This is a genomic window from Streptomyces sp. 71268 (genome assembly GCF_029392895.1).
In the GTDB taxonomy this organism is placed as follows: Bacteria; Actinomycetota; Actinomycetes; order Streptomycetales; family Streptomycetaceae; genus Streptomyces.
Map to the genome: position 1 here is coordinate 587501 of NZ_CP114200.1, position 25109 is coordinate 612609.

A 25109-nucleotide genomic window follows, 5' to 3' on the forward strand; every position below is an offset into this window, starting at 1 on the left:
TGCTCGGGGATTCGCGGCGCAGTGCGCGGCGGATCGCCCTGCGGCTGCCGCGCGCCGCCGTGCGCTCGCGCGTGGCGCCGGGTCGGCGCTGGCCTTCGCGGCCTGGTCCGGTGGGGCCGCTCGGGCGCCCGGGGCGGGTGTCGCCCGACCCGGCGGGCTGGCGCCTGCCGGGTCCGTGCCGTCCGTCGTCAGTGGGTGGGCGGTCGTGGGGCGTGGGTGTCATGGCTCCCCCTTGGCATGTCGGTCAATGCTCACTCACCGTAACCGGGGGGTCTGACAATGGTCGCTGGGCGTGACCGTCAGGCGTTCGCGGTGGAGCGCTCGCGGGCCAGTCGCTCGTAGAAGTGGAGCAGTTCGATGTTGTCCACCGAGCCGGCGTTGACCGCCTTGTCGAGTGCGACGCCCTGGAGGAGGCGCTTGACCGGGACCTCGATGCGCTTGCCGGTGAGGGTGTGCGGGACGGCCGGGACCTCGATGACCTCGTCGGGGACGTGGCGGGGCGAGAGCTGGGCGCGGATGACGGTCTTGATCTTGTCGCGCAGTTCGTCGTCGAGCGTGGCGCCGGGGGCGAGGTGTACGAAGAGGGGCATCCAGTAGCCGCCGTCGGGTTCCTCCACGCCGATCACGAGGGACTCGCGGATCTCGGGGAGGCGCTCCACGGCCTCGTAGATGTCGGCGGAGCCCATGCGGACGCCCTGCCGGTTGAGGGTGGAGTCGGACCGGCCGTGGATGACGACGCTGCCCCGGGAGGTGCAGGTGATCCAGTCGCCGTGGCGCCAGGCGCCGGGGAACATCTCGAAGTAGCTGTCGCGGTAGCGGCTGCCGTCGGGGTCGTTCCAGAAGTGGACCGGCATGGACGGCATGGGGTTGGTGACGACGAGTTCGCCGACCTCGTCGATGAGCGGCTCGCCCTGCGGGTCCCACGCCTGGAGGTCCGTGCCGAGGCCGGGCGCCTGGAGCTCGCCGATGTAGACGGGGAGGGTGGGGACGGCGCCCGCGAAGCAGCTACAGACGTCGGTGCCGCCGCTGACCGAGGCGATCCACATGTCGTCGGCGACCTCGTCATGCAGCCAGCGGAAGCCGTCGGGTGGCAGCGGGGAACCGGTGGTGGCCACGCACCGCAGGCGGGAGAGGTCGAAGTCGCGGCCCGGGTGCACGTCGGCCTTGCGGCAGGCCATGACGTACGCGGCGGAGGTGCCGTAGACCGTCGCGCCGGTACGTTCGGCGACCCGCCACTGGGCGCCGGTGTCGGGGTAGCCGGGGCTGCCGTCGTAGAGCACCACGGTCACGCCGGCGAGCAGGCCGGAGACGAGGAAGTTCCACATCATCCAGCCGGTGGAGGTGAACCAGAAGAAGCGGTCGCCGGGGCCCATGTCGTTGTGCAGGCCGAGTTGCTTGAGGTGCTCGACGAGGATGCCGCCCTGGGACTGGACGATGGCCTTGGGCAGCCCGGTGGTGCCGGAGGAGTAGAGGACCCACAGCGGGTGGTCGAAGGGGACCGGCTCGAAGACGGGCTCGGTGTCGGCGGCGGTGAGGTCGTCCCAGAGCAGGGTGCCGCCGGGGGCGGGGGTGCCGAGGAGCGGGATGTGGACGACGGCGCGCAGCGAGGGCAGTTCGCGGCGCAGCTCGGCGACGGTCTCCGCGCGGTCGTGTTCCTTGCCGCCGTAGCGGTAGCCGTCGATGGTGAACAGGACGACCGGCTCGACCTGCTGGAAGCGGTCGAGGACGCTGCGGGCGCCGAAGTCGGGGGCGCAGGAGGTCCAGACGGCTCCGACCGCGGCGCTGGCCAGGAGCGCGACCGTGGCCTGCGGGATGTTGGGTACGTAGCCGCTGACGCGGTCGCCGGGGCGTACTCCGAGGCGGCGCAGTTCGGCGGCGAGCGAGCCCACCTGGCGGCGTAGCTCGGACCAGCTCACCGGGGTGGGTTCGTGGGTCTCGTCGACGTACAGCAGGGCGGGCTCGTCGGCGCGGGCGGGGTCCTGCGCCGCGCGTAGGGCGTGCTCCGCGTAGTTGAGGGTGGCGCCGGGGAACCAGCGGGCGCCGGGCATGGCGCTGTCGGCGAGCACCGTCTCGTACGGGGTGGTGAAGCGCACGTCGAACCACTTCGTGACCGCTTCCCAGAACTCCGGCAGGCGCTCCACGGACCAGCGGTGCAGGGCGGCGTAGCTGGCGACCGGGTCGCCGGGGGTGGCGGCGGGCGCTCCGTACCGCTCGGCGGCCCAGCTCTGGAAGCGGGTGACCTGGGCCTGCGCGATGCGGTCGGGGCCGGGCCGCCACAGGGGTTCCGGCTGGGCTGCTGACTGCGGTGCGGTGGTCATCTCGGCTCCCGGACTCGGCGCGTGGTGTGCGTCCGCTCGCGCACGGGCGCGGGCCCCGGTGTGTGGTGGGGCGCGCGGGCGTGACGCGGCTCAGCAGGACGATGCCATGTGATCGACATCCGCACCAGAGCAGTCCGGTCTCCGCGTCGGCGTGCGGGGCCGGGCCGTCCACGGTGACGCGGTGGGTCGCGACCGGCGGGTGGCGGGGCGGAGTGGCCTTCGCTGAGGGGTGCGGGCGGGCACAGGACGGATGCGGTTTCGGCCAGTTCATGAGGCGCGCCGGGGCGCAAGGTCACAGGTTGGTGTGGGGCTCGGGTGACAACGGGTGAACGACAGTTGAACGAAGCGTCTGGCCGGTCCCGGCAGTGGCAGGGTGATCAGCATGGATGCGCGTGACCTGGTGCGGTCGGTGAAAGTGATCGGTTCGGCGCGGGGGCGGCGGACCGTACGGGCCGCGTGGCGAAGGGAACGCGTGGACGCGGCCGGACTGCCCCGGTCGGGTCCCGAACGGGCCCGCGTACCGGGTCTGGCCGAGGGTGCGGAGCCGCAGCCGGGGGGCGGCGTGGTGCGGTTCGCGCGTTCGTCGCTGCGGGTGCGGGTGGCGGCCGGGGGCGCGGTCTTCTGCGGCTGGGACGGGGCAACGCCCGAACCCTCGTACGCGTTGGCCGGATCGTGCCCCGAGGTGGACCAGCGGGCGTTCCTCGAACCCGACACGGAGGACGGGTGGCGGGTGGTGTCCGAGCGGGTGACGGTGACGGTGTCCCGGCACGGGGCGGTCGCAGTGCGCACGCCGGGCGGGGTCGTGCTGCGGCGCGAGCTGCCGCCGCGCTGGTGGGAGCCCGCGGCCGGCCCAGCGGACGGGGCGTGGCCGCGCTGGACGCAGCGTTCGGTGGTGGCGCCGGACGCCCGGTGCTTCGGGTTGGGAGGGCGCTCGGCGGGCCCCCGGCTGCGGAGCGGGACGTACCGGTTGTGGAACACCGACCCCGGCGGGGCCTTCGAGCCGCCGGACGACCCGCTGTACCTGACGATGCCGGTGCAGCTCGTGGTGGCCGACGCGGGCAGCCACCTGATCTTCCACGACAACACCTGGGACGGCGCGGTGACGCTGCGCGAGGGCGTGGAGGGCCAGGGGTCGGGACACGACCGGCCGGGCCGCTGCGAGGTGCGGATGGAGGGCGGCCCGCTGCGCTACTGGGTGATAGCGGGCACTCCGGCGCGGGTGCTGCGCAGTTGGGCGCGGTTGACCGGCTCGCCCGCGCTGCCGCCGCCGTGGGCGCTCGGCTACCACCACGCCCGCTGGGGTTTCGGCAGCGAGCGGGAGGTACGTCGGGTGGTCGCGGGCTATCTGGAGCGTGGCCTTCCGCTGTCGGCGGTGCACCTGGACATCGACCACCACGACGGCCACCGGGTGTTCACGGTGGACCGCGAGCGCTTCCCCGACCTGCCGCGACTGGCGGCGGACCTCGCCGACGACGGCGTGCGGCTGGTCTCCATCGTCGACCCGGCGGTCAAGGCGGAGCCGGGCAATCCGGTCTACGACGCGGGGGTCGCGGCCGGCGCCTTCGTACGGGACGGGGCCGGGCGCGAGGTGCGCGGCGAGGTGTGGGCCGGCGAGTCGGCGTTCCCCGACTTCACCGACCCGCGGACGCGCGCGTGGTGGGGCGAGTGGTACGGCGAACGGCTCGCGCAGGGCTTCGCCGGGGTGTGGCACGACATGAACGAGCCGGTGTCCTTCGCGGCGTTCGGCGACCCCACGCTGCCGCTGTCGGCGCGGCACGCCCTTGAGGGGCGGGGCGGTGACCACCGCGAGGCGCACAACGTCTACGGGCTCGCGATGGCCCGCGCCGGCTACGAGGCGCTACGTGAGCTGCGCCCTGAGCAGCGCCCGTTCCTCTTCTCGCGCTCCGGCTGGGCGGGGCTCCAGCGGTACGGGGGCACCTGGTCGGGCGATGTCAGCACCGGTTGGCCGGGGTTGCGGGCGTCGCTGGCGCTGGTGCTCGGCCTCGGCCTGTGCGGGGTGCCGTACTCGGGCCCGGACGTGGGCGGGTTCACCGGCTCGCCGTCCCCTGAGCTGTATCTGCGCTGGTTCCAACTGGCCTCCTATCTACCGCTGTTCCGTACCCACTCGGCGATCACGGCGGGGCGGCGGGAGCCGTGGGAGTTCGGGCCCGAGGTGTTGGAGCACGCGCGGGCCGCGCTGCACGAGCGGCAGCGGCTGGCGCCGTACTTCCTGACCCTGGCCCACCTCGCGCACCGCACGGGCGCGCCGTACGTGCGCCCCCTGTGGTGGCGCTGGCCGCAGGACCGCGCGCTGCGCGACTGCGAGGACGCCTTCCTGCTCGGGGACTCGCTACTCGTCGCGCCGGTTTTTGAACCGGGCGTGCGCCAGCGCACGGTGCGGTTGCCGCGCGGGCGCTGGTACGACCAGGCGACCGGGCAGGCGTACGAGGGGCCGGGGCGGATCGTGGTGGACGCGCCGCTGTCGCGGGTTCCGGTGCTGGTGCGGGCGGGGTCGGTGGTGCCGGTGGTGGGTGAGCGGGGCGAGACCGAGCTTGAGGTGTGGGCGCCGATGGTCGGGCGCACCGGTGGCGGGGTGTTGATCACCGAGACGGGCGACGGCTGGGACGAGGCGACGGAGGTGCGGTTCACCACGCGGATGCGCGGGGAGCGGGTGGCGGTGGAGCGGGAGGGCCCGGAGGACGTGAAGTACGCGATGCGGGTGCGCGGGGACGCGATCGGCCTGGTGACGCCCTGAGGGACCGCCTCCGGCGGCGGAGTCTCCTCTCATGGCGGGGCGCGTCCCCTGGCCGCGTGCGTCCCCTGGCCCGATGCCCCCCGTGGCGGGGCGTCCCCTGACCCGACGCGATCGGGTGCCGGGACCGGCTGGCGCCGGTGTCAGCGCCGGCCGGGGAGGGAGGCCCGCGAGACGGGGAAGTCGAAGTAGGTGTCGGGGAAGGGCTCGGGCTGGTACGTGAAGTGCCACCACTCCTCGGGCAGGTTGCGGAAGCCCGCCTTCTCCAGGGTGTCCTTCAGCAGCAGTCGGTTGGCGCGCTGCTCCCCCACCACGCGCGGGTCCAGCGTGTGCGAGAGGGTGTCGAAGCAGTCGAAGCCCGTGCCCGTGTCCACGGCGTTGTCGGGGAAACGCTCGGCCCGCGGCGCGTAGCAGGGGACCAGTGGCTCGCCGGGGATGTAGGGGCGGGTGGGTTTGGCCGGCAGTTTGACGAGGGTCAGGTCGACGGTCGAGCCGCGGCTGTGCCCGGACTTCTCGGCGATGTAGCCGTCCTCGAAGAGCCGGCTCTTGTCGACCCGTGGGTAGAACTCCGCCTTCATGCGCTGGTCGTCCAGGTCCTTCGCCCACCGTACGAAGTGGTTCACGGCGCGCTGCGGGCGGTAGCAGTCGTAGACCTTGAGCGAGTAACCCTGGCGCAGCAGGGTGCGTTGGGCCCGGTGCAGGGCTCGTGCGGCGGGCGCGGTGAGGATGCACAGGGGCTGGCGGTAGCCGGCGATACGGGTGCCCACGAAGTTGTGCGGCGTGACGTAGCGCATCTCCTGGCGGATGGTGGGGTCGACGTCCTGGAGGGCCACGAACTCCCGTGGCGCGCGCGGCTCGTGTGACGCTTGGGCCGCCGGGGGCGCGGCGACGACGGTGAACAGGGCGGCGACTCCCGCGGCGAGCGTGCGCACGGCGGCGTTCCATCGAGACATGCCCCCAGGGTCTACCAGCCGACCGCGCTGGCCGAAAGGGGTGGTCGGCCGATTCCCGGGCATCGGCCCGCACCGGAACTCGCACGGCGCCGCGCGCAACCGGGGCGCGCGAGGTCTTGGGGAGGCCCGATCGCGGACGCGCCCGTGCGCACGGGAGTTGTCGCGCGTGACCGGCCGGACGGAACCACCCCCGTGGACCCCGCCCGGCCGGTCACGTTGAAGTGGACGCGGCAGGTCGATCGCTGGTTGCGTCCACTACGGTGCGGGGATGGACGAGCAGAGCCCCGCCTCCTATGACGCGTTCTGGCCCTACTACGTGGCGATGCACTCGCGTCCCGCGACACGCTGGGTCCACCTGGCCGGGACGCTGGGCGGCCTCGCCGTCGCGGCGTACGGCCTCGGGCGCGGGCGCCGTCGATGGGCGTTGGCCCTGCCGTTGCTCGGGTACGGCACGGCCTGGCCCGCGCACTTCCTCATCGAGGGCAACAATCCGGCCACCTTCGGGCATCCGCTGTGGTCGCTGCGCGGCGACGGGCGGATGATCGCGATGATGCTGACCGGGCGGGACGCGGAGCTGTCCCGGATCGCCCGCGCGTGGCTGGCGGCACATCCCGAGCGGGACCACCGACGGAGCGCGGGGACCGCGCTCGGCGAGGCGGGCTGAGAGCGGCGAGGACCGGGAACGGCGCGGACTGCGTGCGGTGCGGATTGAGAACGGCGCGGGCCGTGTGCCGTACGGGAGAACCGTACGGGCGCCGGAGTGCGCGGGGCGGCGGTGCGGTCGGTGCGGCAACTCCTGCGACATCTGGCCACCCGGCGATACCGGAGTGACGGACGGGTGTTGCGGACGCGGCGGCCACGTGGCGCGGCGGTGTTCCCGACCTTGACGGCCCATCAGGGCAGGACAACACTGCCCGTGGCGGGCGCCGTTCTACGCGGATAGCTTCGCTCCACGGCGAGTGGGGCGCACCCTGTCGGCGGTGGGCCGGGCCAGACCGGCGGTGGGCCGGTGTGCGGCGGCCCACGCCCCTCGCGGGTGGGCGCCCGCCTCGCGGCCCGCTGGGGTGGGCGTCCGGGTTCGCCACGGCGCCGTGGTCGCGAGCGATCCCCGCACACAGGGCCGAGGGCCGGCGGTGGCCCGGGCGCGAGGGCTGAGGAGCCGCATGAGCTATTCCCAGGGTGACATCTTCGTCGGCGAGACCATCGGCACCGCCATCCTGATCCTGTTCGGGGCCGGGGTGTGCGCCGCCGTCAACCTCAAGCGCTCGAAGGCCAGGTCGGCGGGGTGGGTCGCCATCGCCTTCGGCTGGGGGTTCGGCGTCATGGCCGGGGCGTACACGGCCGGGCCGCTCTCCGGCGGCCACCTCAATCCGGCGGTGACCGTCGGCATCGCGGTGGACACCGGCGAGTGGGCCGACGTTCCGGTCTACCTCGCCGGCCAGTTCGTCGGGGCGCTGATCGGCGCCGGGCTCGCGTACGTGGCGTACTACGCGCAGTTCGCCGCCAACAGCGACCCCACGGACGCGCAGCCGACGTTGGGGATCTTCGCGACGATCCCCGAGGTCAGGCACCCGGTCGCCAATCTGCTGAGCGAGATCGTCGCGACCCTGGCCCTGGTGCTGCCGTTGCTCGCCTTCGGGCTCGACGACGGCATCGGCGAGTCGGGCACCAAGACGCTGCTCGTCGCGTTCCTCGTGGTCGGCATCGGCCTCTCGCTCGGCGGGCCGACCGGGTACGCCATCAACCCGGCCCGCGACCTGGCGCCCCGCGCCGCGCACGCGCTGCTGCCCATACCGAACAAGGGCACGTCGGACTGGGGTTACGCGTGGGTACCGGTGGCCGGCCCGCTGGTCGGAGCGGTGTTGGCGGGGCTCGTCTTCAACGCGGCGTTCTGAGTGAGCGCGGCCGGCCCGTGTGGCCGGCGCGACGGTGACGCCGTGACGTCGCGAGGCCGTGACGCCGTGACGTCGTGACAACGCGCGAAGGCCCGCACCCCTGGCCTGGGGTGCGGGCCCGCCGCGTCGTGGAGCCGGTCAGCCACCGGCTGCCTGCCGCTGTTCGGCGGCGATCTTCATGGCGTGCTCGACCACCGAGATGAGCACGCTCTTGGTCGACTCGCGCTGCCGCGCGTCGCAGAGCATCACGGGAACGTCAGGGTCCAGGTCGAGCGCGTCGCGCACGCTCTCCTCCGGGAACCTGGTCGCCCCGTCGAAGCAGTTCACCGCCACGGTGAAGGCGATGCCGCGCCGCTCGAAGTAGTCGACGGCGGCGAAGCAGTCCTCCAGGCGTCGGGTGTCGGCCAGCACCACCGCGCCCAGCGCGCCGGTCGCCAACTCGTCCCACAGGAACCAGAAGCGGTCCTGCCCCGGCGTACCGAAGAGGTAGAGCACGAGGTCCTCGCGGAGCGTGATGCGCCCGAAGTCCATGGCCACGGTGGTGGTCGTCTTGCCCTCCACCCCGCCGATGTCGTCGACCGGACGGCCGGCCTCGCTGAGCAGTTCCTCGGTACGCAGCGGCTTGATCTCGCTCACCGCGCCCACCAGCGTCGTCTTGCCGGCGCCGAAACCCCCAGCTACCAGGATCTTCAGCGTTACTGGGTCGACAACACCGGAACGGCCGCGGTCAGAGTGCCCGAAGACCATTGATCACCTCGCGCAGAATCCACTCATCCGGCAGTTCCGCCGGAGGTACGGGCCGGGACACGCGAACGAGCGCCGCGTGCAGCAGGTCGCCAATGAGGACACGGACCACCCCGACCGGAAGGTCGAGTTCGGCCGCTAGCTCAGCGACGGACTGCGGGGACTCCCGGCTCAGCTCGACGATGTCGAGATGCTCCGGGGAGAGGGTCTGATCGGCTACCGACCGGCTCCGAAGAGTGTCGGCGATGACGACCGCTATCAGGTCGAGCTTTTCCTCGGTCAGACTGCGGGTGCGACCACGCGTCATGGCGTACGGCCGGACAACCGGCCCCGCCGCGTCGTCGAACCAACGGGCTGTGTCTTCCCCGTCTCCGTTCATGTCACACCATCACCCACTGGACCGCGGAGCGGTGCCAAGGTGGGTGCCGACCCGCTTGACCAGGAGCGTCATCTCGTACGCCACCTGCCCAACGTCGGAGTCGGCATCGGCGAGCACGGCCAGGCAGCTTCCGTCACCAGCGGCGGTCACGAACAGGAACGCGTCGTCCAGCTCCACGATGGTCTGCCGAACCCGGCCCACCTCGAAGTGGCGGCCGACACCCTTGGCGAGGCTGTGGAATCCGGAGGCGACGGCGGCCAGGTGCTCGCCGTCCTCCCGGGTCAAGTCCCGTGACGCGCCGGTGGGCAGTCCGTCGCCGGAGAGCACGAGTGCCTTGCTGATGCTTCCCACCCGCTCGACCAGCTCGTCGAGCAGCCAGCTCAGCTCGCTCGATGGCCTCGGCGCGGCGTTGAATGGTGCGGTCATCGACCGTCCCCCTCCCATGTCGTTCCTGGTGCTGTGCCCGCCGGGCCGTTGGAGTCGGCGGAGGTGGTGTGCTGCTGCCGGCCGCGCTGCCAGCCGCGCTGGAGCGAGGCCATCTTGGCCCGCGCCATCTCGGCATCGCGCTGGGGGTCCGAGTCATCCGGCTGCGGTTCCGGCTCCGCCTGGGCGGGCTCCTTCTTGAGCTGTGGGGCGAGGCTCGCCTGCCTGACCCGACGCGGCAGACCGGCGGCGGAGGCCGGCGAAGCGGGCCTGGCCGGGGGCTGCGCGGGGCGCTGCACCGTGAGCGTGGGCTCGGGGTCGGGCACCGGCTCCATTGGGCGACCTGGCTGGCCGCCGGGGCGCTGGTCGCGTCCGGGGCGCGGGCTCTCCACCGGACGCCCGTGGTCGGAGACCAGTACGGGGTGCCGGCGGCGGGGCAGCGAGATCGGCTCGCCGGAGGGCGACGCGTAGTCGTCGCCCGCCTGCTGGTGCTCGGAGGCGGGGGTGGCATCCGGTCCGGGGTGCGGAACGCCGCGACCCTGGAACCAGCCGCCCTCTACATCGTCCGGTTCTTCGTCCTCGAACGGCGTGATAGGTGCCTCCAGCTCGACCGGTCCATCCAACGGGTCGTTGTCCAGGGCGCGGGCGTGCTTGCCCTTGCGCCCACCGGAGCCCTGACCGATCGCGGCGATGCCGGTCTCGGAGGGGCGCAGCCTGCGGGTGTCCTCGCCGGACGGCTCGTTGCCCTGGTCGACCTCGCCCTCGGAGAGCAGGTTCGCGGGGATGAGCACGACCGCGGTGGTGCCGCCGTACGGGGAGGGCTGCAGGGAGACCCGCACGCCCTGGCGCTGGGCGAGGCGGCTGACCACGAACAGGCCCAGCCGGTCGGTGTCGGACAGTTCGAAGTCGCGGGTCTCGGCGAGGCGGAGGTTGGCCTCCAGGAGCGCGTCCGGGGCCATGCCGAGGCCGCGGTCGTGGATCTCCAGCGTGAAGCCGTTGGAGACCCGCTCGCCGTGCACCTGCACGGCGGTGTGCGGCGGCGAGAAGACGGCCGCGTTCTCCAGGAGTTCCGCGATGAGGTGGGTGAGGTCGGCGACGGCCGGGCCGTTCACGGCCAGGCGCGGCAGCCGGCGCACCTCTATTCGCTCGTAGTCCTCGACCTCGGCGACCGCCGCGCGGACCACGTCCATGAGCTGGATGGGCTTGCGCCACTGCCGGGAGGGCGCCGCGCCGGAGAGGATGACCAGGCCCTCGGCGTGCCGCCGCATGCGGGTGGTCATGTGGTCCAGGCGGAACAGGTCGGCGAGCTCGTCGGTGTCCTCGGTGCGCCGCTCCATGGCGTCGAGGAGGGTGAGCTGGCGGTGCAGCAGGACCTGGTGCCGGCGGGCGAGGTTGACGAACACCTCGGAGACGCCGCGTCGCATGTCGGCCTGCTTGACGGCGGCCTCGACGGCCGCGCGCTGCAGGGTGTTGAGGGCCTGGCCCACCTGGCCCATCTCGTCGCCGCCGTACTCCAGGCGGGGCGCCTCGGCCTCGACGTCGACCTGCTCACCGGCGGCGAGCCGGCGCATGACGCTGGGCAGGCGCACACCGGAGACCTCGTGCGCGTCCTTGCGGAGCCGCTGGAGGTCGCGGATGAGGGCGCGGCCGATGCGGATGGAGACGAACAGCGAGGCGAGCAGGGCGAGGAAGCCGAGCACACCGGCCGCGCCGGCGCGGAGCATGACCCGCATCGCCTCGGGACGCACGACGTCGTCCTCGTAGCGGTCGGTGTACTCCTTGCCGAGGCGGTCGTAGTCGTCGAGGGACGGGTTGACCGCGGCTTCCCAGCGCTTGCGGTCCACCACGTCGATGGTGCGCGAGGGGCCGGCGTTCTGAATGGCGTTCTCGACGTTGTACAGCGCCTCGGGGGCCGCCGACGTACGCCGGTAGTCCATGATGATCTTCTGTTCCTTGACCGGCAGCACCGGCAGGTTCGTGGCGTAGATCAGGTCGCGCTCGGCCCGCAGGTCCGACATCTTCCGCAGGTCCTGCCAGCTGATCTTCTTCGCCGTGACGCCGGCGACGTACAGGGCGTCCTCGCGGGCCAGCGCCTCACGGGCACGGATCATCGCGACGATGGCGCGGCCGTGCTTGTCGATATCGGCGTTGGGCACGGTGTGCAGGGCGTAACGGAAGTTGTAGACGCCGTCCACCAGGAAGTTGTACTTCTCGAACGCGCTGGACCGGCTGATGGAGTTGTTCTCCACCTTGCCGCGCAGTTCGTCCAGGCCCTTGGTGCTGTCGAGGAACGCGGCGAGCTGACTCTCCGAGTCGGAGTTCATGCTGTCGCGGGTGTCCTCGCTGCGCGCGTTGTCGCGCAGCTTGTCCAGCACCGTGTCCGTGGCGTGCTGCCGCTCGCGCAGTTGGGCGAGGGCGGTGGAATTGCGGTCCGCGAGATAGATGAGCGTCTGGCGACGCTCCTTCTGGATGGCCTGCACCGCGTCTTCCGCCGGTGTACCGACCTTGTCAATGACGTCGGCCGCGTCCATGAGCTGGATGGCCTCACGACTGGTGATCACTGTAGCGAAGGCCCAGATTGCCGTCAGCGAGACGAGCGGCACTAGCAACAGCGCCACGATCTTCCGGCGGATCGACTTACCGCGAAAGCGCATGGCCTCCCTAACGTCAACCCCGCCGACGCGGGGGATGTTCCGACAACAAGCGGCGCGAGCCTACTACTGTCGCGTGACCAACTCGAAGACACGTCCGGCCGCTGACGGCACATCAGGTGCGCCCTTGATCACCAGTTGTCCGCTGTTGCCCTGACTTTTCAGGTAGGCCCCCGACGACCGCGCTCCCACGGATGGCAGAACCCTGCCAGTTCGGGGTGGCTGGAAACGCGCGGGAGCCTGGGAACCTTCGTTCATCGTCGTACGTGATCCAAGGGGAAGCCTGGGCGGATTACGGCCGATGTCCCTCTTTTCGGAACCACGCAATCCGGGCACCCATGGAGAGGGGGAGATGTTGATGGAAAAGAATCGCGACATCCCGCAGGAGCGGCCTCAGTCGTTGTGGACGGAGGAGCCCGCGCGCCGTCTGCGGCTGCCCGATCCGGTGCGCACGGCGGCCGTTCGCGCCGTCATCATCATCGCGTTGACGCTGGTCCAGGCGATGGTGGCGGTGCTGTGCACGCTCGGCGAGTCGTGGTTCGCGTTCCCGATGGTGCTCAGCTCCATAGCCAGCACCGTCGCGGCCACCTGGGGCGTGCTTGACGTGTGGGTGACGCGGCAGGTCTGGCGGCAGCGCAACGGTGTCATCTCGGCGCCGAGCAGCTCGGCGCGCACGCTGCGGCGCCCGCGCCGGTCGGGCCGGCTGTCGGGCGTCTGAGCTCGCCCTCACCCAACTCTTCACGCGCCGTTCACCCGCTCGCGGCCCCAGGTCACGGCCCCGCCCACCACCTCGCCCCGCTCGCCCCGGCGCACCCGGGGCTGATGCCGGACCGCGGAGCCCCCACACACCTCACGGAGCGGGCGTCCCGGGGCGCACGGAGCGATGCGCTGGCGCCTGGCGGCCCCTTTGACAACACCTCGGTCGTTCAAACGGCCGTTTACCAGCCACATCGGGCACCCGTCCACCGGCGCGATCTCACCGCACTCCTTTCCGGTGAAACTCCGCGAAAACGCCACGAAACACCCAAGGGTGCGCAGTGGTGCGCGGCATGCCCGCGGCAGCGGGTACCGGGGCCGACCAACGCGACCGGCGCGGCCGGGACAACGCCTCGGCCGCGCCGGTCGTACCGTTCTCGCGGCCCGTCAGGGGGTGTCAGCCGCCGGGGTGGGCGGCGTCGGCGGCGGCGTGGCGCCCTCCGCCGGTGCCGGGGTTCGGGCCGGCGCCGGCGGGTGGTCCGGCGCCGCCTCGTGGTCCGGTCCCCGGTCCGGCGCCGGGGCCCCGGGTCGCGCCGGCGCGGGGTCGGCCGCCGGGAGGGCGGGCGCCGCGGGCTCGCCCGGCGCGGGTTCCGGGCGGCGGAACATGCGGGTGGCGGTGATCTCGCCGTGCACCTGCTCCGCCCCGGCGTCGGGCTGCGGCAGGCCCGGGCGCAGGTGCTCCTCGACGCTGATGTACTTCAGCCCGGCCCGCAGGTCGGCGTCGTTGCGCAACCGGATGACCAGCGGGAACTCCGCCAGGGCCGTGGTGTCGAACAGGCCGGTGGTGTAGAGGAGCTGCACGCCGAGCGCGTCGGCGACCGCCCGCTGGAGTTCGAGCAGGTACGTCGCGTTGGCCCGGCCGATGGGGTTGTCGAGGAAGAGCGTGCCCGCGTGCCGGTGCTTGTCGCGGCCCCGGTCGTTGCTGCGCAGCGCGGCCATCGTGCAGTACAGGGCGATGGCCGCGGTGAGCAACTGGCCGCCGGAGAAGACGTCGCCCATCTGCCCGACCGGCACCCGCTCCGCGCGCAGCACCGCGTCCGGCTTGAGGATTTCCACGGCCACCCCGCGCGGCAGCAGGGCCGCGTGTACGCCGCGCAGCAGCAGGGACATGCCGTCCCGGCGCAGGTCGGAGTTCTTGCGCACGGCCGCCCTGGTCGCCTCGTCGATGACCTCGCCCAGCCGCTCGGTCAGCGTCGCCTGGTCGGGGTCGTCGAAGCGGATGCGCAGGAACTCCTGGCCCGACCACTCCCCCAGCCCCTCGGGCAGCCGGGACAGGCGCTGCGCGGAGCGCAGCGTGGCCAGGCAGGAGTCGACCAGGCCGCGCAGTCGGTCCACGATGCTGTCCCGGTTGCGTTCGAGCTGCGCCAGCTCGTCGGTCAGCACCCGCAGCCGTGGCGCGAACGCCTCGGCCCAGGCCGCCGCGTGCTCGGGCAGCGCGGCCGCCGGAAGCTCCCTGATCTGCTGCCGGGCGGGGGTGCGCACCTGCTCGTAGCGGGTGGCGTTGGCATGCCGTACGAGCACGTCGCACGCCTCGCGGACGGTCGCGTCGGCCGCCGAGAGGTCGCTCGCGCAGCCGCGCAGCGAGCGGCGGGCCTCCGCGGCGGCCTGGCGGGCCTGTTCCAGCGTCCCGGCGTACGGCTCGGCCGTCTCCTCCTCGCAGCCGCCGCCCGGGTGCTCGCCCTCATCGACGGTGGCGCCCCGGATGAGGTCGCGCAGCAGCGCCCCGGTCTCCTCGAAGCCGCTGGCCGCGTCCTCGGCGGCCCGGTGCGCGCGCAGCAGTTCGGCGTGGGCCGCGCGGGCGCTCTCCAGCGCGTCGGTACGGGCGCTCAGTTCGCCGGTGGCGGTGCGCAGCAACTCCTTGGCCTGCTCGGCGTCGGCGGGCACCAGGTCCTCGGGCAGGTCGGTGTGGGCCTCGCCGTCGGCGGGGGCCAGCCGCTCGGCCTCGCCACGGAGCCGGCCGAGTTGTTCGCTCGCCGCCGACGTGCGCGACTCCAGCATCTGGACCAGCGACTCGGCGCGGGCCGCCGCCGCCTGTCGGGAGGGGCCGTCCGCGCCGTCGGTGCCCTCCAGGAGCTGGGCGGCGCGCGTGCGCACCTTGTTGGTCAGGCGGTCCAGGGTGGCCAGTGCCGCGCTCTCGTCGCTCTCCGCGCGGGCCTGTTCGGCGCGCAGGTCGGCGCCCACGCCGACCTTCTCGTAGAGCTGGGACGCGGCCCGGTACGCCTCGCGCAGCGCGGGCAGCGACGCGGTCTGTGCCGGGGCCTGGTCTCCGGGGTCGGCTGGTGCGGCGGTGACGTCGTCGGGCGCGCCGGCGATCTCGGCGCGCTCGGCGCGCAGGGCGCGCGCGGTGCGGTGCGCGTCGTCGGCGGCGCGCTGGGCGGCGCGGCGGTCCTCGTCGGCGGCGCGCGCCCGGTCCACGCAGGCGGCGGCGCGCTCCTCGGCCTCGGCCGCCTCCTCGGCGAGTTCGCGCAGCCGGGTCTGCCAGGTGGCGCGCTCGCGCAGCCGGTAGGCGAGTCCGGCCAGCGCGTCGGCGGCGCGGCGGGCGCGCTGCGCCGCCTCCTGCCGCTCGTCGCGCGCCCGGGCCGCCTCGGCGGCCAGTTCGTCGGCCTCGGCGCGGGCGGCGCGGGCGGCGGCCAGCGCGTCCTCGGCGGCCTGCGCCGCCTGCCGCGCCTCGGCGGCCTCGGCGGCGAGTTCGGCCAACCGGCCGGGCGGGCAGCTGGTGCGCCAGGAGGAGAGCCGGGCGGCCAGCGCGCGGTCGCCGGCCAGCCGGGCGGCGAGCGCCCTGATCTCCTCGTCGCGGGCGATGGCGCGGGAGCGCAGCGCCCGCCGCTCGTCGTCGGCGGCCAGCTCGTCGTGCATGGCCGGGTTGGGCGGTACGAGGAAGACGGCGCCGTCGCGCGCGCCGGGCCCGGGCGTCGGCGCGAGCAGGGCGGCGGCGGTGCCCACGGCGACGGCGGAGCGGGGCAGCAGCGACGCCGAGGCCAGCGCCTCGCGGGCGCGGGCGTGCGTGTCGGGGTCGGTGATGATGACGCCGTCCACCAGCTCGGGGCGCGCGGCGAGCACCGCCGCGTGGTCGGCCGGGTCGACGGCCTGGGCCAGGTAGCGCCAGCCGGGCAGCGCCGGGATGCCGTGTTCGCCGAGGTACTCCACGGTGGCCAGCACGTCGGGCCCGGGGGGCAGCAGGCCGCCGTCGCCGAGGGCACCGAGGATGCGGGCGTCGTCGGCGGCCGCCGTGCGCAGCTCGAAGAGTTGGCGCTCGGCTCCGGCGACGCTCTCGTCGAGGAGTTCGCGCAGCGCGTCCGCGTTGCGGTCCAGCTCGTCGGCGCTGAGCGTGGCGGCTTCGGAGTCGGGCGTGGCACCACCCGTGGGGGCTTCGCCGGACGCGCCGTCGGGTGCGGCGGCACCGGGCAGGCCGAGCAGTTCCGCGAGTCGTCGCTCGGCGCCGAGGGCCTCGGCGGCGCGGCGCTCGGCGTCGTAGCGGGAGGCGGCGGCGCGCGCGGCGTCGGAGGCGCGGGCGGCGGCGAGGTCGGCGCGGCTCAGTTCCGCGCCCGCCTCGCGGGCCTGCTCGGCGGCCGACGCGGCGTGGTCGCGGGCGCTCTCCCAGGCGGCGGCCGCGGCCTTCTCGGCGTCGCTCGCGGTGAGGGCGGCGCGGGCCGGGTCGGCGTCGGGGGCCGAGTCGTCGAGCCAGCCGGCGCGTACCGCCTCGGCGGTCTCCTGCTCGACCTCGGTCAGCCGCTGGCGCAGGTGCTCGGCCTCGCTGCGGGCGCGCTGGGCGGCGGTAGCGGCGTGGGTGGCGTCCCGGTGGGCGGCCTCGCCGGTCTCCTGGAGGGCGGCGGAGCGTTCCTCCTCCTCGGCGGCGAGGCGCTCGCCGCCCTCGGCGGCGGCGTGCAGGGCGCGTACGAGGTCGGTGGCGGCCTTGGCGCGGGCGGCGAGCGCCGGGGCGGCGTCCCGCTCGGCCTCGCGGATCGCGGCGGCCACCCGCTGCGAGCGGTCGGCCGCGGCGCGGTGGCGCAGCACGGTCTCAGCCGCCTGCCAGGCGGCGTGCAGGGTCCTGGCGTCGGCCAGTTCGCGGCGCTGGGCCGCGGCGCCCTTCTCGGCTGCGGACAGCGCCAACGAGGCGTTGCGGTAGGCGAGTTCGGCTGCGATCAGGGAGCTGCGGCCCCGCTCGCGCTCGGCCTCGGTGACCGCGTGGGCGGCGGCGGTGACCTGCTGGGCGAGGTCGGCGCCGCGCTCGCGCTCGGCCGCACCGCGGGCGGTGAGCCGCTGGGCGAGGCCGCGGGTGCGGCGTTCGGCCGCGGTGTGGACGTCGCGGGCGCGGGCGCGGTCCTCGGCCGCCTCGCTGATCTGGGTGAGCAGGTCGAGGGAACCGGCCGTGAAGTCCCGCTCGGCGGTGAGTTCGGCCCGCCGGCCCAGCTTGTGCGCGAAACCGTGGACGAGGTCGGCGAGGCCGTCGGTGTCCCGGGTGTCGGTGACGGCGCGCAGCAGCAGGTCGGTGAAGTCGGAGTCGTTCTTGACCGCGAACAGGCCGGCGGCCTCACCCTCGTCGGCGTTCATCTCCCGCTGGTAGCGGAAGAGTTCGGGGTCGAGGCCCAGGTCGCCGAGGTGTTCGTTCCAGCGCTCGTGGATCTCCTCCCAGGCCACTTCGAGGTGTGGGTAGTTCTTGCCGGCCTCGGTGAGGGCGTCGCGGAAGCCCTTCATGGTGCGGCGCCGGCCCCGGGCCCCGGAGGCGCCGGAGGTCTCGGGTCGTACGAGGCCCTCGACCAGGGGGCGTACGGCGGTGGACTCGGCGACCGGCAGCGAGTCCAGACTGAGTCCGGGGCCGGGCCGGAAGGAGTACCACGCCTCGGCGAACTTGCGCGGGTCGTTGGAGACCTGGCGTCCGCGCCACTCGCTGACCTTGCCCACGACCACCGTCTCGCCCGTGACCGTGTGCTGCCACTCCAGCGCGACGTGGCCGCAGTCGTCGGCGAGCAGGAACTTGCGCAGCACGCCGGAGCTGGCGCCGCCCAGGGTGTTGCGGTGGCCGGGCAGCATGACGGAGAAGATCAGCTTGAGCAGGACGGACTTGCCGCCGCCGTTCTCCAGGAACAGCACGCCGGCCGGCGCCGGGCGGCGGGGCGGGCCGACGGGCTCCTCCTGGAAGAACTCCGCCTGGGCGGGCGCGGGGCTGGGCACCGGCTCGCCGACTCCGCGCAGGTCCAGCACGGTGTCGGCGTAGCGCGCACCGGCTGGCCCGATGGAGTAGAGGCGGACCCGGGACAGCTCGTACATGGCGGACTCTCGTGGTGTGGTGGGCGAACGGGTGACGGCGAGGGGGGCGGGCGGGTGCGGCGTGGGCGTACGGGCGGTCGGTGGCCACCGGCGTACCGTCTCGGCGCCGGCCCGCTCCGTACGGGCTGGCGGGTGGGGTGACCTGGGTCGGCGTGGCGGGCCGGCCGGGGGCGTCTGATGTGGCGTCAGGAGGGGCCGTGCTGGTCGGCGAAGAACGGCAGGCCCGCGTCGGCGACCAGGTCGAGGTCGTCGCCCTCCGCGGGCGGCAGCAGCGTGGCGCTGCCGTCGCCCACCGGGACCACGCCCAGTTCCAGGAGTTCGGCCATCGCGGCGCTGCCGGCCATGTCGCGGACCTGGAGTTGGTAGCGGGCGGTGGTGCGGTAGGCGCCGCCGGCGTCGTCGCCGGTGCGTTGGAGGAAGCCGGAGTCGACGAGGAAGGCGACGGCCTTGCCGACGATGCCGGTGGTGGAGCCGGCCAGGCGGCGGGCGTCCTTGGTGGCGCCGGTGGCGCTGCGCCGCGCGTACACCCGCCAGGCGGCCTCAAGCCCTGGCGCGTCCGTGGCCGGGTCGGTGTTCTCCCCCGTCTCCGCTGCCCGCTCCTCCAGGCGGCGGCACGCCTGGCGTACGAAGCCGTCGACGCCGTTGACCGTGATGCGGCCGATGTAGCCGTCGTCGGCGAGGTCTTCGGGGCGGGGGAAGGCCATGGCGGCGACGGCGAGGTGGGCCAGGCCGTGCAGGAAGCGGTCCGCTGAGTCCGGGGCGGCGCGCTTGGCGTACTCGCCCATGCGGACCGCGAAGACCGAGTCGTCGGCGGCGGTCACGGCCATGCCGGCGCGCGTGGACACCTCCAGGACGACGAGGCCGAGCCCGGTGGCCACGGCGTCGGCCAGCCGGGCGAAGGCGGGGTCCTCGCGGTGCCGGCGCAGGAGTTCGGCGTACTCGGCGTCGCGGGCCGGCAGCAGCTTGGGCTGGAGGCCGAAGGCCACGAGGCGGGCCGCGTCGGCGGCGTCGGCCGGCGTGAGGCCGGGGCCGCCCGGCGCACCGGAGCCGTGCGAGGGGCCGCCACCGGCCGTGCCCCGGCCGTGCTCGTCCGCCGCGTACGAGCGCTCGGGCTGCGCGCCGTCGTCGGCGCGGTGATCGGTCACGGTTGCTGCTCCTCGGGGTGAAACGGTGCCGCCTCGCGGGCGGGGTCTGCGCGGTGCCGGGGCCGGTGGCCGGCTACAAGGTGAGCGGGGGCGCGGGCCGGGCCTTCGCCGGCGCGCGCGACGGCCGCGCGGGGCCACGGGCCGGTGGGCGGCGCGGGGTGGTGAGAGGCCGGACCGGGCGGCGGCGGGGCGCTGGGGCGCAGGCTCGCCGGGTGGGCGGGCGCGGGCATCACGCCACCTCCGTGCGGTCGGCGGCCATGCCCGCGGCGTCCAGCAGCGCGGTGCCGACGATGAGGTCGGCGCCGCCGAACTCCGGGTCGTCCAGCTCTGTCCCGTCATCCACGGCGAACAGCAGTCGCGGCTCCCCCTGCCGGTAGGCCGTGCCGACCGGGGGGCTGGCCGCGTGCACCGCGAGCAGCGCGACCAGGTAGGGCAGGGCGGGGTCGCGGCGGCGGGCCTCGGCGAGCAGTCCGGACAGCCGGCGGGGCGCGTCGGGGGGCAGTTCGAGCAGGTCCATGGCCGAGGCGAGTTGCTCCTCGCTGAACCGGTTGTCGTCGGGGGTGGCGATCAGGTCGGGCTCGGGCATCTCGGCGCCCAGGTGCTCGCGCTCCACCGGTGGCGTCAGCAGCAGGTCCACCAGGTCGCCCATCCGTACCGAGGTGGGCGTGCGCAGTCCGGTGCCGCGCGCGAAGAAGGCGTCGGTGACGCGGATGGCGCGCTCCACGGGGAGTGGCAACAGGGGCGCGACGAGTTGGCCGTAGAGGTCGATGCCGGCGCGCGCGGCGGGCGGGGCGAACGCCTGCCGGTCCTGCTCGGCGCGGAACATGGGGCCGGCGTCTAGGAGTCGGGACTGCAACTGGGTGTGCCGCCGGATGCAGTCCTTGACGATGTCCACCAGCTCGGCGGCCTGCCGCTTGTGGTCGGGGCCGCGCTGGTCGACCGCCTCGTCGCGGGCCTTGCGGATGTTGGTGAGGATCGCGTTCTCGTGCCGGTACCGCTCGGCGATGTGGTCGAGCGCCTCGGCGATCATGTCGGGCACGGCCCGCAGCCAGTCCACCGCGCGCACGTTGCGCCGGGTGGCCTCCAGCGTCTTGCGGAGCGTCTCCGCGTACTGCACGGTGCGGTAGCGGGCCTGTTCGGCGGCCAGTTGGGCGTCGGCGAGCCGGCCTCGGCTGATCAGCACCTCCAGCTTGACCTCGGCGGCGATCTGCGCGCTGGTGACGTCCGTGTCCAGGGCGCCGACCAGGACGTTGACCGCCTCGTCGGTGGTGCGCAGGTAGACGGTGCCGCCGGGGCCCGGGACCTCCTCGATGAGCTTGAAGTCGTAGTCCCGGCGCACGTAGCTGCCGTCGGGGCTGAACGTGCCGTACGCGGCGCGGAACCCGCGGTCCACGCTGCCCACGTTGATCAGGCTCTCCAGGACCCAGCGGGCCACCCGCTCGTGCTCGGCGGCGGGGCGGCCGGGGGCCTGCGCTGCGACCCGGGGCAGCAGCCTGGCCACGATCTGCTCGTGGTCGGCGCCGGTGTCGAAGTCCATGGTGAGGGTGACCAGGTCGATGGCGGCGAGGGCCACCTCCGCCATCGCGTACCCGCTGTACTCCCCCGCCAGGTTGGCCTTGCGCACGTCCAGGTCGTGCAGCGGCGCCGTGCAGGCGAGCGCGCGCAGCCGCCGGGCCAGGCCCTCGTCGGCTGCCGGGCCCGGGGCTGGCCGGGGTGGGCCACTGAGCTGGGGCGTAGCGGCCCCCGGGGGTGGAGAAGTCACGTCGCACAGAGTAGGCGGTCCCACTGACAACGGACGAAACGGCGCCAAGGGGCCGGTCAGTGTGTGGCACCGCCCACAGCGCGCAGCTCGGGCGTGCCGGCGGCGGCCGTGGCGGCGATGGCGCGCAGGGCCACGGCGGTCTCGGCGACCGCGAGTGCGGGGGCGTCGCCGTCCGGCACCTGCTCGGGCGCGTACGGGACGTGCACGAAGCCGCCGCGCAGAGCGGGGCGTTCGGTGGCGATGAGGTGCATGAGCCCGTAGAAGACGTGGTTGCAGACGAAGGTCCCGGCCGTCTGCGACACGCTGGCCGGGGCCCCGGCGGCGCGGGCGGCGGCCACGCACGCCTTGATCGGCAGCGCGGCGAAGTAGGCGGCGGGGCCGTCCGGGACGATGGGTTCGTCGATCGGCTGCGCGCCCGCGTTGTCGGGTATGCGCGCATCGTCCACGTTGATCGCCACGCGTTCGACGGTCACGTCCGGGCGTCCGCCCGCCTGTCCGACGCACAGAACGATGTCGGGCTCGGCGGCGGCGACGGCCTCGCGCAGCGCGTCGAGCGCGGCGCCGAAGACGCAGGGCAGCTCGGCCGTGCTCCACTCCACGCCGGGCAGCGGCTGGGCGGCGACCTGCCGCACCGCCGACCACGAGGGGTTGACCGCCTCGCCGCCGAAGGGTTCGAACCCGGTCAGCAGGACGCGCCGCGGCCGGGCTTCCCCCTCCCCGGCCGCCGGCCGGTCCGCGCCGCCCGGGTCGGTTCCGGTGCCGCCCGCGCCGGTCACGGCTCCGTGGCCGGCGCGGGGCGGGGTCGTCGGGTACGAGAGGGGCTGCTGCTCGGACGGGGAGGGGGACATGGGGATCGCCTCGCTCATCAGGGGTGGCGGGTGGTGCGGGGGTACGGAGGTACGGGGCAGCCTGGCACGGCCGGGCCGGCGCGGCCCGTCGGGCTCGCGTCAGGGCCGGACGGGGCGGGCCGGTCGGGGCTGGCCGGTGAGGGCGGTGGCGGGTCAGAAGGCCACCGCGGACATGATCGCGATGTTGCAGCCGAGGAGCACGACGGCGGTGGGCAGTTGGGCCTTGATCGGCCCGTACTGGTCCTTCAGCTCGAGCAGCGCGGCGGGCACGATGTTGAAGTTGGCGGCCATCGGCGTGACCAGGGTGCCGCAGAAGCCGGCCAGCATGCCGATGGCCAGGACCGCGGCGGCATTGCCGTCGGCCTGTTCCACCAGGACCGGCCAGCCGACGGCCGCGGTCATCACGGGGAACGCGGCGAACGCGTTGCCCATGATCACGGTGAAGAGGAACATGCCGACGCAGTACACGGCCACGGCCAGGTAGAGGGAGTCCTCCGGCAGCACCTTGGTGGTGAGTTCGCCGACCTCCTCGCCCACGCCCGAGACGGAGAAGATGGTGCCGAGGGTGGCGAGCATCTGCGGCAGCAGCATCGCCCAGCCCATCGCCTCCAGCATCGAGCGCCCGGCGTGCACGGGCGTGGCGATCCGCTTCTCGCGCAGCATCACCATGCCCACGGCCAGCGCGACGATGGCGCCGATGCCAAGGCCCAGGATGGTCTCGCTGCCCTTCTGCAGCACCGGCTCGCCACCGATGGACAGCTTCTTCACGCCGACCGCGCACACCATGGCGACCAGCGGGATGGTGAGCGCGGGCACGAAGAGCCGGTTGCCCAGGCGCGCGGCGCTGGCCGTGCGCTCCGCGCCGGTGGTGGTGCGTACGGTGCCGCGCCCGGTGAAGCCGAAGCCCGCGAGGACGGCCATCGCCAGCACGGCGACGCCCAGCGGCTCGGCCGGGGCGCGGTCCTCCACGACCCAGGAGCTGTAGACGAAGCCCGCGCCGATCAGGCCCCAGAACGCCGCGGTACCCACGCGCTTGGGGTTGCTGCGGTCGGTGACCATCTGGGCGGCCATCACCAGGAAGATGGCGCCGACGAGCCAGTAGAACCACTCTGCCTTGATCACTTCGCGGCCTCCTCGGCGGTCGGCTGGGTGGCGTTGGCGGCCAGCAGCTCGCGTTCCAACTGGCGGTCCAGGCGCAGCAGTCGCCACCCGTGCACGACGAAGGCGCAGATCGCGGTGGGGATCGCCCACAGCGCCAGGTGCAGGGGCTCCAGGTGGGTGTCGTAGGTGGTGTTCACGAAGCCGGTGATCAGCAGGATGGAGCCGACGGCGAGGAAGACGTCCTCACCGAAGAACAGGCCCACGTTGTCGGCGCTCGCGGAGAAGGAGCGCACCTTCTCGCGGGCCTTGTCGGTCAGCGGCCCGTGGGCGCGTTCGGCGGCGCCCTCGGCCATCGGCGCCACCAGCGGGCGCACCGTCTGGGCGGGTCCGCAGACGCTGACGAGGCCGAGCGCGGCGGTGACCTGGCGCAGCAGGAGGTACAGGGTGAGGAAGCGCCCGGTGGTGAGCTTGGTGAACCGGGCGATCAGGGTGCGGGCCTGTTCCTGGAGGCCGTGGCGCTCCAGGAGGCCGATAACGGGCAACGTGATGGCGAAGATCGTCACCGCTCGGCTGGAGGCGAAGCCGTCGCCGAAGGCCGCGAGGACCTCGCGCGGCGACAGGCCGCCGAGCAGGCCGGTCGCGATGCCGGCCACTCCTACGACCAGGAGGGGGTTGCGCCTGGTGGCGAATCCGATCACCACCACGAGGACGCCCAGGAGAACGAGCATGCGTCCGCCTTCCGCGTGGGACCCCACGGGGCGTGAGGAGAGTGAACGGGAGGTTAGGCGATTGTTCAACGATCCGACAAGGGGTCGAGAGACAGAGGCCACAGCGACCGGCGCCGCCACCACCCGCTCGCCCCGCCGCGTCGGCCGCGCACGGCGGCTCGCGGCAGCCCGCCGCCACGCCTGGGCACCGCCACCCCACACCCCGCCGGCGGCCGGCCGGCGCGCCCGCCCCGGCGGTCACGCGGCGGCCGCCAGGGCCCGCTTGACCGGGCCCGACCGCGGGTCGGCGCGGGTCAGTCGGTCGCCATCTGCTGGGCGTACGCCCCCGAGAGCTGGCTGCGGGAGTCCGCCAGGTAGTCGGCGAGGAGGGCCTCGGCCTCCGCGACGCGGCCCGCGTCCAGCGCCTCCCAGACCTGCCTGTTACGGGTCAGATAGGGCGCGTGGAAGCGGCGTGGGTCGGCCATCACGTGGAAGACCAGGCGGAGTTCGGCGAGCACGCCGCGCATCAGATCGTTCGTCCGGGGGCTGCCCGCCAGGGCGACGATGCCCTGGTGGAAGCGGATGTTGGCGGTGGAGAGGTCCTGCCAGGCGCGCCCGCGCGCGGCCTCCTCGCCAGCGACGACGGCCGCCTCGATCGCCCGCATCGCCTCGGCGACCGCGCCCGTGTACGGGGGCTCGCCCACGCTGCGTACCGCCGCGCACTCCACCAACGTGCGAACCCGGTAGATGTCGCCGAGGTCCTCGACCGTCACGACGCGTACGAACACTCCGCGATTCAGCTCATGCACCAGCAGACGTTCGCGGGTCAGCAGCCGGAACGCCTCCCGGAGGGTGTTGCGCGAGATGCCGAGGGCCCCCTTGATGCTGTCCTCGGAGAGCTTGGTGCCGGGCGGGAAGAAGCCCTCGGCGATGCGGTCGCGCAGCACGTCGGCCACCCGCTCCGCGGTGCTCGTGCGCCCGAGCAGCAGCCGGTCGGTCTCCAGCCTGGAGACGTCGATCACTGCCGTGAGCCGTTCGTCCGCACCGCTTGTCACGCGTGTTCTCCCTCGCCCGGTGCGACCATCGTGGGATGGCCGCGTCTGCCCTGTTGAGCGCGCCGGCGCTCGGCTCGGCGCGACAGAAGTCAAGCCGAGACGGACCCGCGATCACAACAATCCCTTGTCGGATCGTTCAACAATCGTCTACGTTGAGTGTCGGCCGGTCGGCCCGGTTGCACGACAGCGGAGAGTTCTACGGATGCGGGTCGACCGGTCCACGGCGTCAGGCTCCGCGCGCGGCGGGGAGCGTGGCGTCGCCGGCGCCCAGTCCGCCGGCCACCCCCGGCTCCCGCCCCGCGCGCCAGCGGCCACGCCCCGGCGCCCGCCCCTGCCACGACGCCGCGCGCCG

17 protein-coding genes and 1 pseudogene (1 of these 18 cut by a window edge) are annotated in these 25109 nt (G+C 74.0%); 4 read left to right on the plus strand and 14 right to left on the minus strand.

The window, feature by feature from the left end; all coding sequences use genetic code 11:
- Together OYE22_RS02105 and OYE22_RS02110 are read right to left on the minus strand one after the other, a co-directional pair.
- Positions 1 to 223, minus strand: the beginning of a protein-coding gene (locus OYE22_RS02105) for a hypothetical protein (RefSeq protein WP_277318788.1). Its footprint begins 842 nt before the window's first position; the window shows 223 of its 1065 coding nt (coding positions 1-223); it begins with the start codon at positions 221 to 223; its stop codon lies off the left edge, out of view.
- 76 nt (positions 224 to 299) lie between these two features.
- Positions 300 to 2318: an acetoacetate--CoA ligase gene (locus tag OYE22_RS02110; RefSeq protein ID WP_277318789.1), complete on the minus strand. Its 2019-nt coding sequence runs from the start codon at positions 2316 to 2318 to the stop codon at positions 300 to 302.
- Between the two features lie 382 nt (positions 2319 to 2700).
- On the opposite strand from OYE22_RS02110, the gene OYE22_RS02115 reads away from it, so the two are divergent.
- On the plus strand, positions 2701 to 5073 hold the full coding sequence (locus tag OYE22_RS02115) for a glycoside hydrolase family 31 protein (RefSeq protein ID WP_277318790.1): 2373 nt from the start codon (positions 2701 to 2703) through the stop codon (positions 5071 to 5073).
- A gap of 140 nt (positions 5074 to 5213) precedes the next feature.
- Here the strand turns inward: OYE22_RS02115 and OYE22_RS02120 are convergent, their stop codons facing one another.
- Positions 5214 to 6023 carry a M15 family metallopeptidase gene (locus tag OYE22_RS02120; RefSeq protein ID WP_277318791.1) on the minus strand — a complete coding sequence of 270 codons (810 nt, stop codon included), beginning with the start codon at positions 6021 to 6023 and terminating at the stop codon, positions 5214 to 5216.
- Positions 6024 to 6291: 268 nt separating this feature from the next.
- Here OYE22_RS02120 and OYE22_RS02125 point away from each other — a divergent pair, with 268 nt between their 5' ends.
- Together OYE22_RS02125 and OYE22_RS02130 are read left to right on the plus strand one after the other, a co-directional pair.
- Positions 6292 to 6687 carry a DUF962 domain-containing protein gene (locus OYE22_RS02125; protein ID WP_277318792.1) on the plus strand — a complete coding sequence of 132 codons (396 nt, stop codon included), beginning with the start codon at positions 6292 to 6294 and terminating at the stop codon, positions 6685 to 6687.
- Positions 6688 to 7186: 499 nt separating this feature from the next.
- A complete protein-coding gene (locus OYE22_RS02130; protein WP_277318793.1) occupies positions 7187 to 7918 on the plus strand; it encodes an MIP/aquaporin family protein in 732 nt (243 codons plus the stop codon).
- A gap of 138 nt (positions 7919 to 8056) precedes the next feature.
- Here the strand turns inward: OYE22_RS02130 and OYE22_RS02135 are convergent, their stop codons facing one another.
- Genes OYE22_RS02135 through OYE22_RS02150 form a run of 4 tightly spaced genes read right to left on the minus strand, consistent with a single transcriptional unit; the run spans position 8057 to position 12118 of the window.
- Positions 8057 to 8665, minus strand: a complete 609-nt coding sequence (locus OYE22_RS02135) for an ATP/GTP-binding protein (protein ID WP_176165408.1) — start codon at positions 8663 to 8665, stop codon at positions 8057 to 8059.
- Positions 8646 to 9041: a DUF742 domain-containing protein gene (locus tag OYE22_RS02140; protein ID WP_176165407.1), complete on the minus strand. Its 396-nt coding sequence runs from the start codon at positions 9039 to 9041 to the stop codon at positions 8646 to 8648. Before OYE22_RS02140 ends, OYE22_RS02135 begins: the two co-directional genes overlap by 20 nt.
- A 9-nt stretch (positions 9042 to 9050) precedes the next feature.
- Positions 9051 to 9467 carry a roadblock/LC7 domain-containing protein gene (locus OYE22_RS02145; protein ID WP_176165406.1) on the minus strand — a complete coding sequence of 139 codons (417 nt, stop codon included), beginning with the start codon at positions 9465 to 9467 and terminating at the stop codon, positions 9051 to 9053.
- The gene (locus OYE22_RS02150; RefSeq protein ID WP_277318794.1) at positions 9464 to 12118 is read right to left on the minus strand and encodes a nitrate- and nitrite sensing domain-containing protein; all 2655 of its coding nucleotides are present in this window, start codon (positions 12116 to 12118) and stop codon (positions 9464 to 9466) included. Before OYE22_RS02150 ends, OYE22_RS02145 begins: the two co-directional genes overlap by 4 nt.
- Positions 12119 to 12467: 349 nt before the next feature.
- Between OYE22_RS02150 and OYE22_RS02155 the strand changes: the two are divergent.
- Positions 12468 to 12818 (plus strand): annotated as a pseudogene (locus OYE22_RS02155) (hypothetical protein); the annotation flags it as partial.
- A gap of 440 nt (positions 12819 to 13258) precedes the next feature.
- On the opposite strand, the gene OYE22_RS02160 reads toward OYE22_RS02155, so the two are convergent.
- From OYE22_RS02160 to OYE22_RS02190, 7 genes are all read right to left on the minus strand, one after another.
- Positions 13259 to 18139: a hypothetical protein gene (locus OYE22_RS02160; protein WP_277318795.1), complete on the minus strand. Its 4881-nt coding sequence runs from the start codon at positions 18137 to 18139 to the stop codon at positions 13259 to 13261.
- A gap of 185 nt (positions 18140 to 18324) precedes the next feature.
- The gene (locus OYE22_RS02165; RefSeq protein ID WP_277318796.1) at positions 18325 to 19284 is read right to left on the minus strand and encodes a hypothetical protein; all 960 of its coding nucleotides are present in this window, start codon (positions 19282 to 19284) and stop codon (positions 18325 to 18327) included.
- Positions 19285 to 19513: 229 nt separating this feature from the next.
- A complete protein-coding gene (locus OYE22_RS02170) occupies positions 19514 to 21046 on the minus strand; it encodes a hypothetical protein (protein ID WP_277318797.1) in 1533 nt (510 codons plus the stop codon).
- Positions 21047 to 21102: 56 nt separating this feature from the next.
- Positions 21103 to 21894 (minus strand): pyroglutamyl-peptidase I, encoded by a 792-nt coding sequence (gene pcp / locus OYE22_RS02175; protein WP_277318798.1) that lies wholly within the window; start codon positions 21892 to 21894, stop codon positions 21103 to 21105.
- A gap of 153 nt (positions 21895 to 22047) precedes the next feature.
- On the minus strand, positions 22048 to 23016 hold the full coding sequence (locus OYE22_RS02180) for a DUF979 domain-containing protein (RefSeq protein WP_277318799.1): 969 nt from the start codon (positions 23014 to 23016) through the stop codon (positions 22048 to 22050).
- Positions 23013 to 23723 (minus strand): DUF969 domain-containing protein, encoded by a 711-nt coding sequence (locus tag OYE22_RS02185; RefSeq protein ID WP_277318800.1) that lies wholly within the window; start codon positions 23721 to 23723, stop codon positions 23013 to 23015. Before OYE22_RS02185 ends, OYE22_RS02180 begins: the two co-directional genes overlap by 4 nt.
- A gap of 293 nt (positions 23724 to 24016) precedes the next feature.
- Positions 24017 to 24757 (minus strand): GntR family transcriptional regulator, encoded by a 741-nt coding sequence (locus tag OYE22_RS02190; RefSeq protein ID WP_277318801.1) that lies wholly within the window; start codon positions 24755 to 24757, stop codon positions 24017 to 24019.
- Between the last annotated feature and the right edge of the window lie 352 nt (positions 24758 to 25109).

Bases quoted from the DNA above. Each gene is read 5' to 3' on its own strand.
- OYE22_RS02140 (WP_176165407.1), bottom strand. From the start codon at position 9,041: ATGAACGGAGACGGGGAAGACACAGCCCGTTGGTTCGACGACGCGGCG.
- OYE22_RS02110 (WP_277318789.1), bottom strand. From the start codon at position 2,318: ATGACCACCGCACCGCAGTCAGCAGCCCAGCCGGAACCCCTGTGGCGG.
- OYE22_RS02185 (WP_277318800.1), bottom strand. From the start codon at position 23,723: ATGCTCGTTCTCCTGGGCGTCCTCGTGGTGGTGATCGGATTCGCCACC.
- OYE22_RS02115 (WP_277318790.1), top strand. From the start codon at position 2,701: ATGGATGCGCGTGACCTGGTGCGGTCGGTGAAAGTGATCGGTTCGGCG.
- pcp (WP_277318798.1), bottom strand. From the start codon at position 21,894: ATGTCCCCCTCCCCGTCCGAGCAGCAGCCCCTCTCGTACCCGACGACC.
- OYE22_RS02125 (WP_277318792.1), top strand. From the start codon at position 6,292: ATGGACGAGCAGAGCCCCGCCTCCTATGACGCGTTCTGGCCCTACTAC.
- OYE22_RS02160 (WP_277318795.1), bottom strand. From the start codon at position 18,139: ATGTACGAGCTGTCCCGGGTCCGCCTCTACTCCATCGGGCCAGCCGGT.
- OYE22_RS02145 (WP_176165406.1), bottom strand. From the start codon at position 9,467: ATGACCGCACCATTCAACGCCGCGCCGAGGCCATCGAGCGAGCTGAGC.
- OYE22_RS02130 (WP_277318793.1), top strand. From the start codon at position 7,187: ATGAGCTATTCCCAGGGTGACATCTTCGTCGGCGAGACCATCGGCACC.
- OYE22_RS02150 (WP_277318794.1), bottom strand. From the start codon at position 12,118: ATGCGCTTTCGCGGTAAGTCGATCCGCCGGAAGATCGTGGCGCTGTTG.
- OYE22_RS02120 (WP_277318791.1), bottom strand. From the start codon at position 6,023: ATGTCTCGATGGAACGCCGCCGTGCGCACGCTCGCCGCGGGAGTCGCC.
- OYE22_RS02135 (WP_176165408.1), bottom strand. From the start codon at position 8,665: ATGGTCTTCGGGCACTCTGACCGCGGCCGTTCCGGTGTTGTCGACCCA.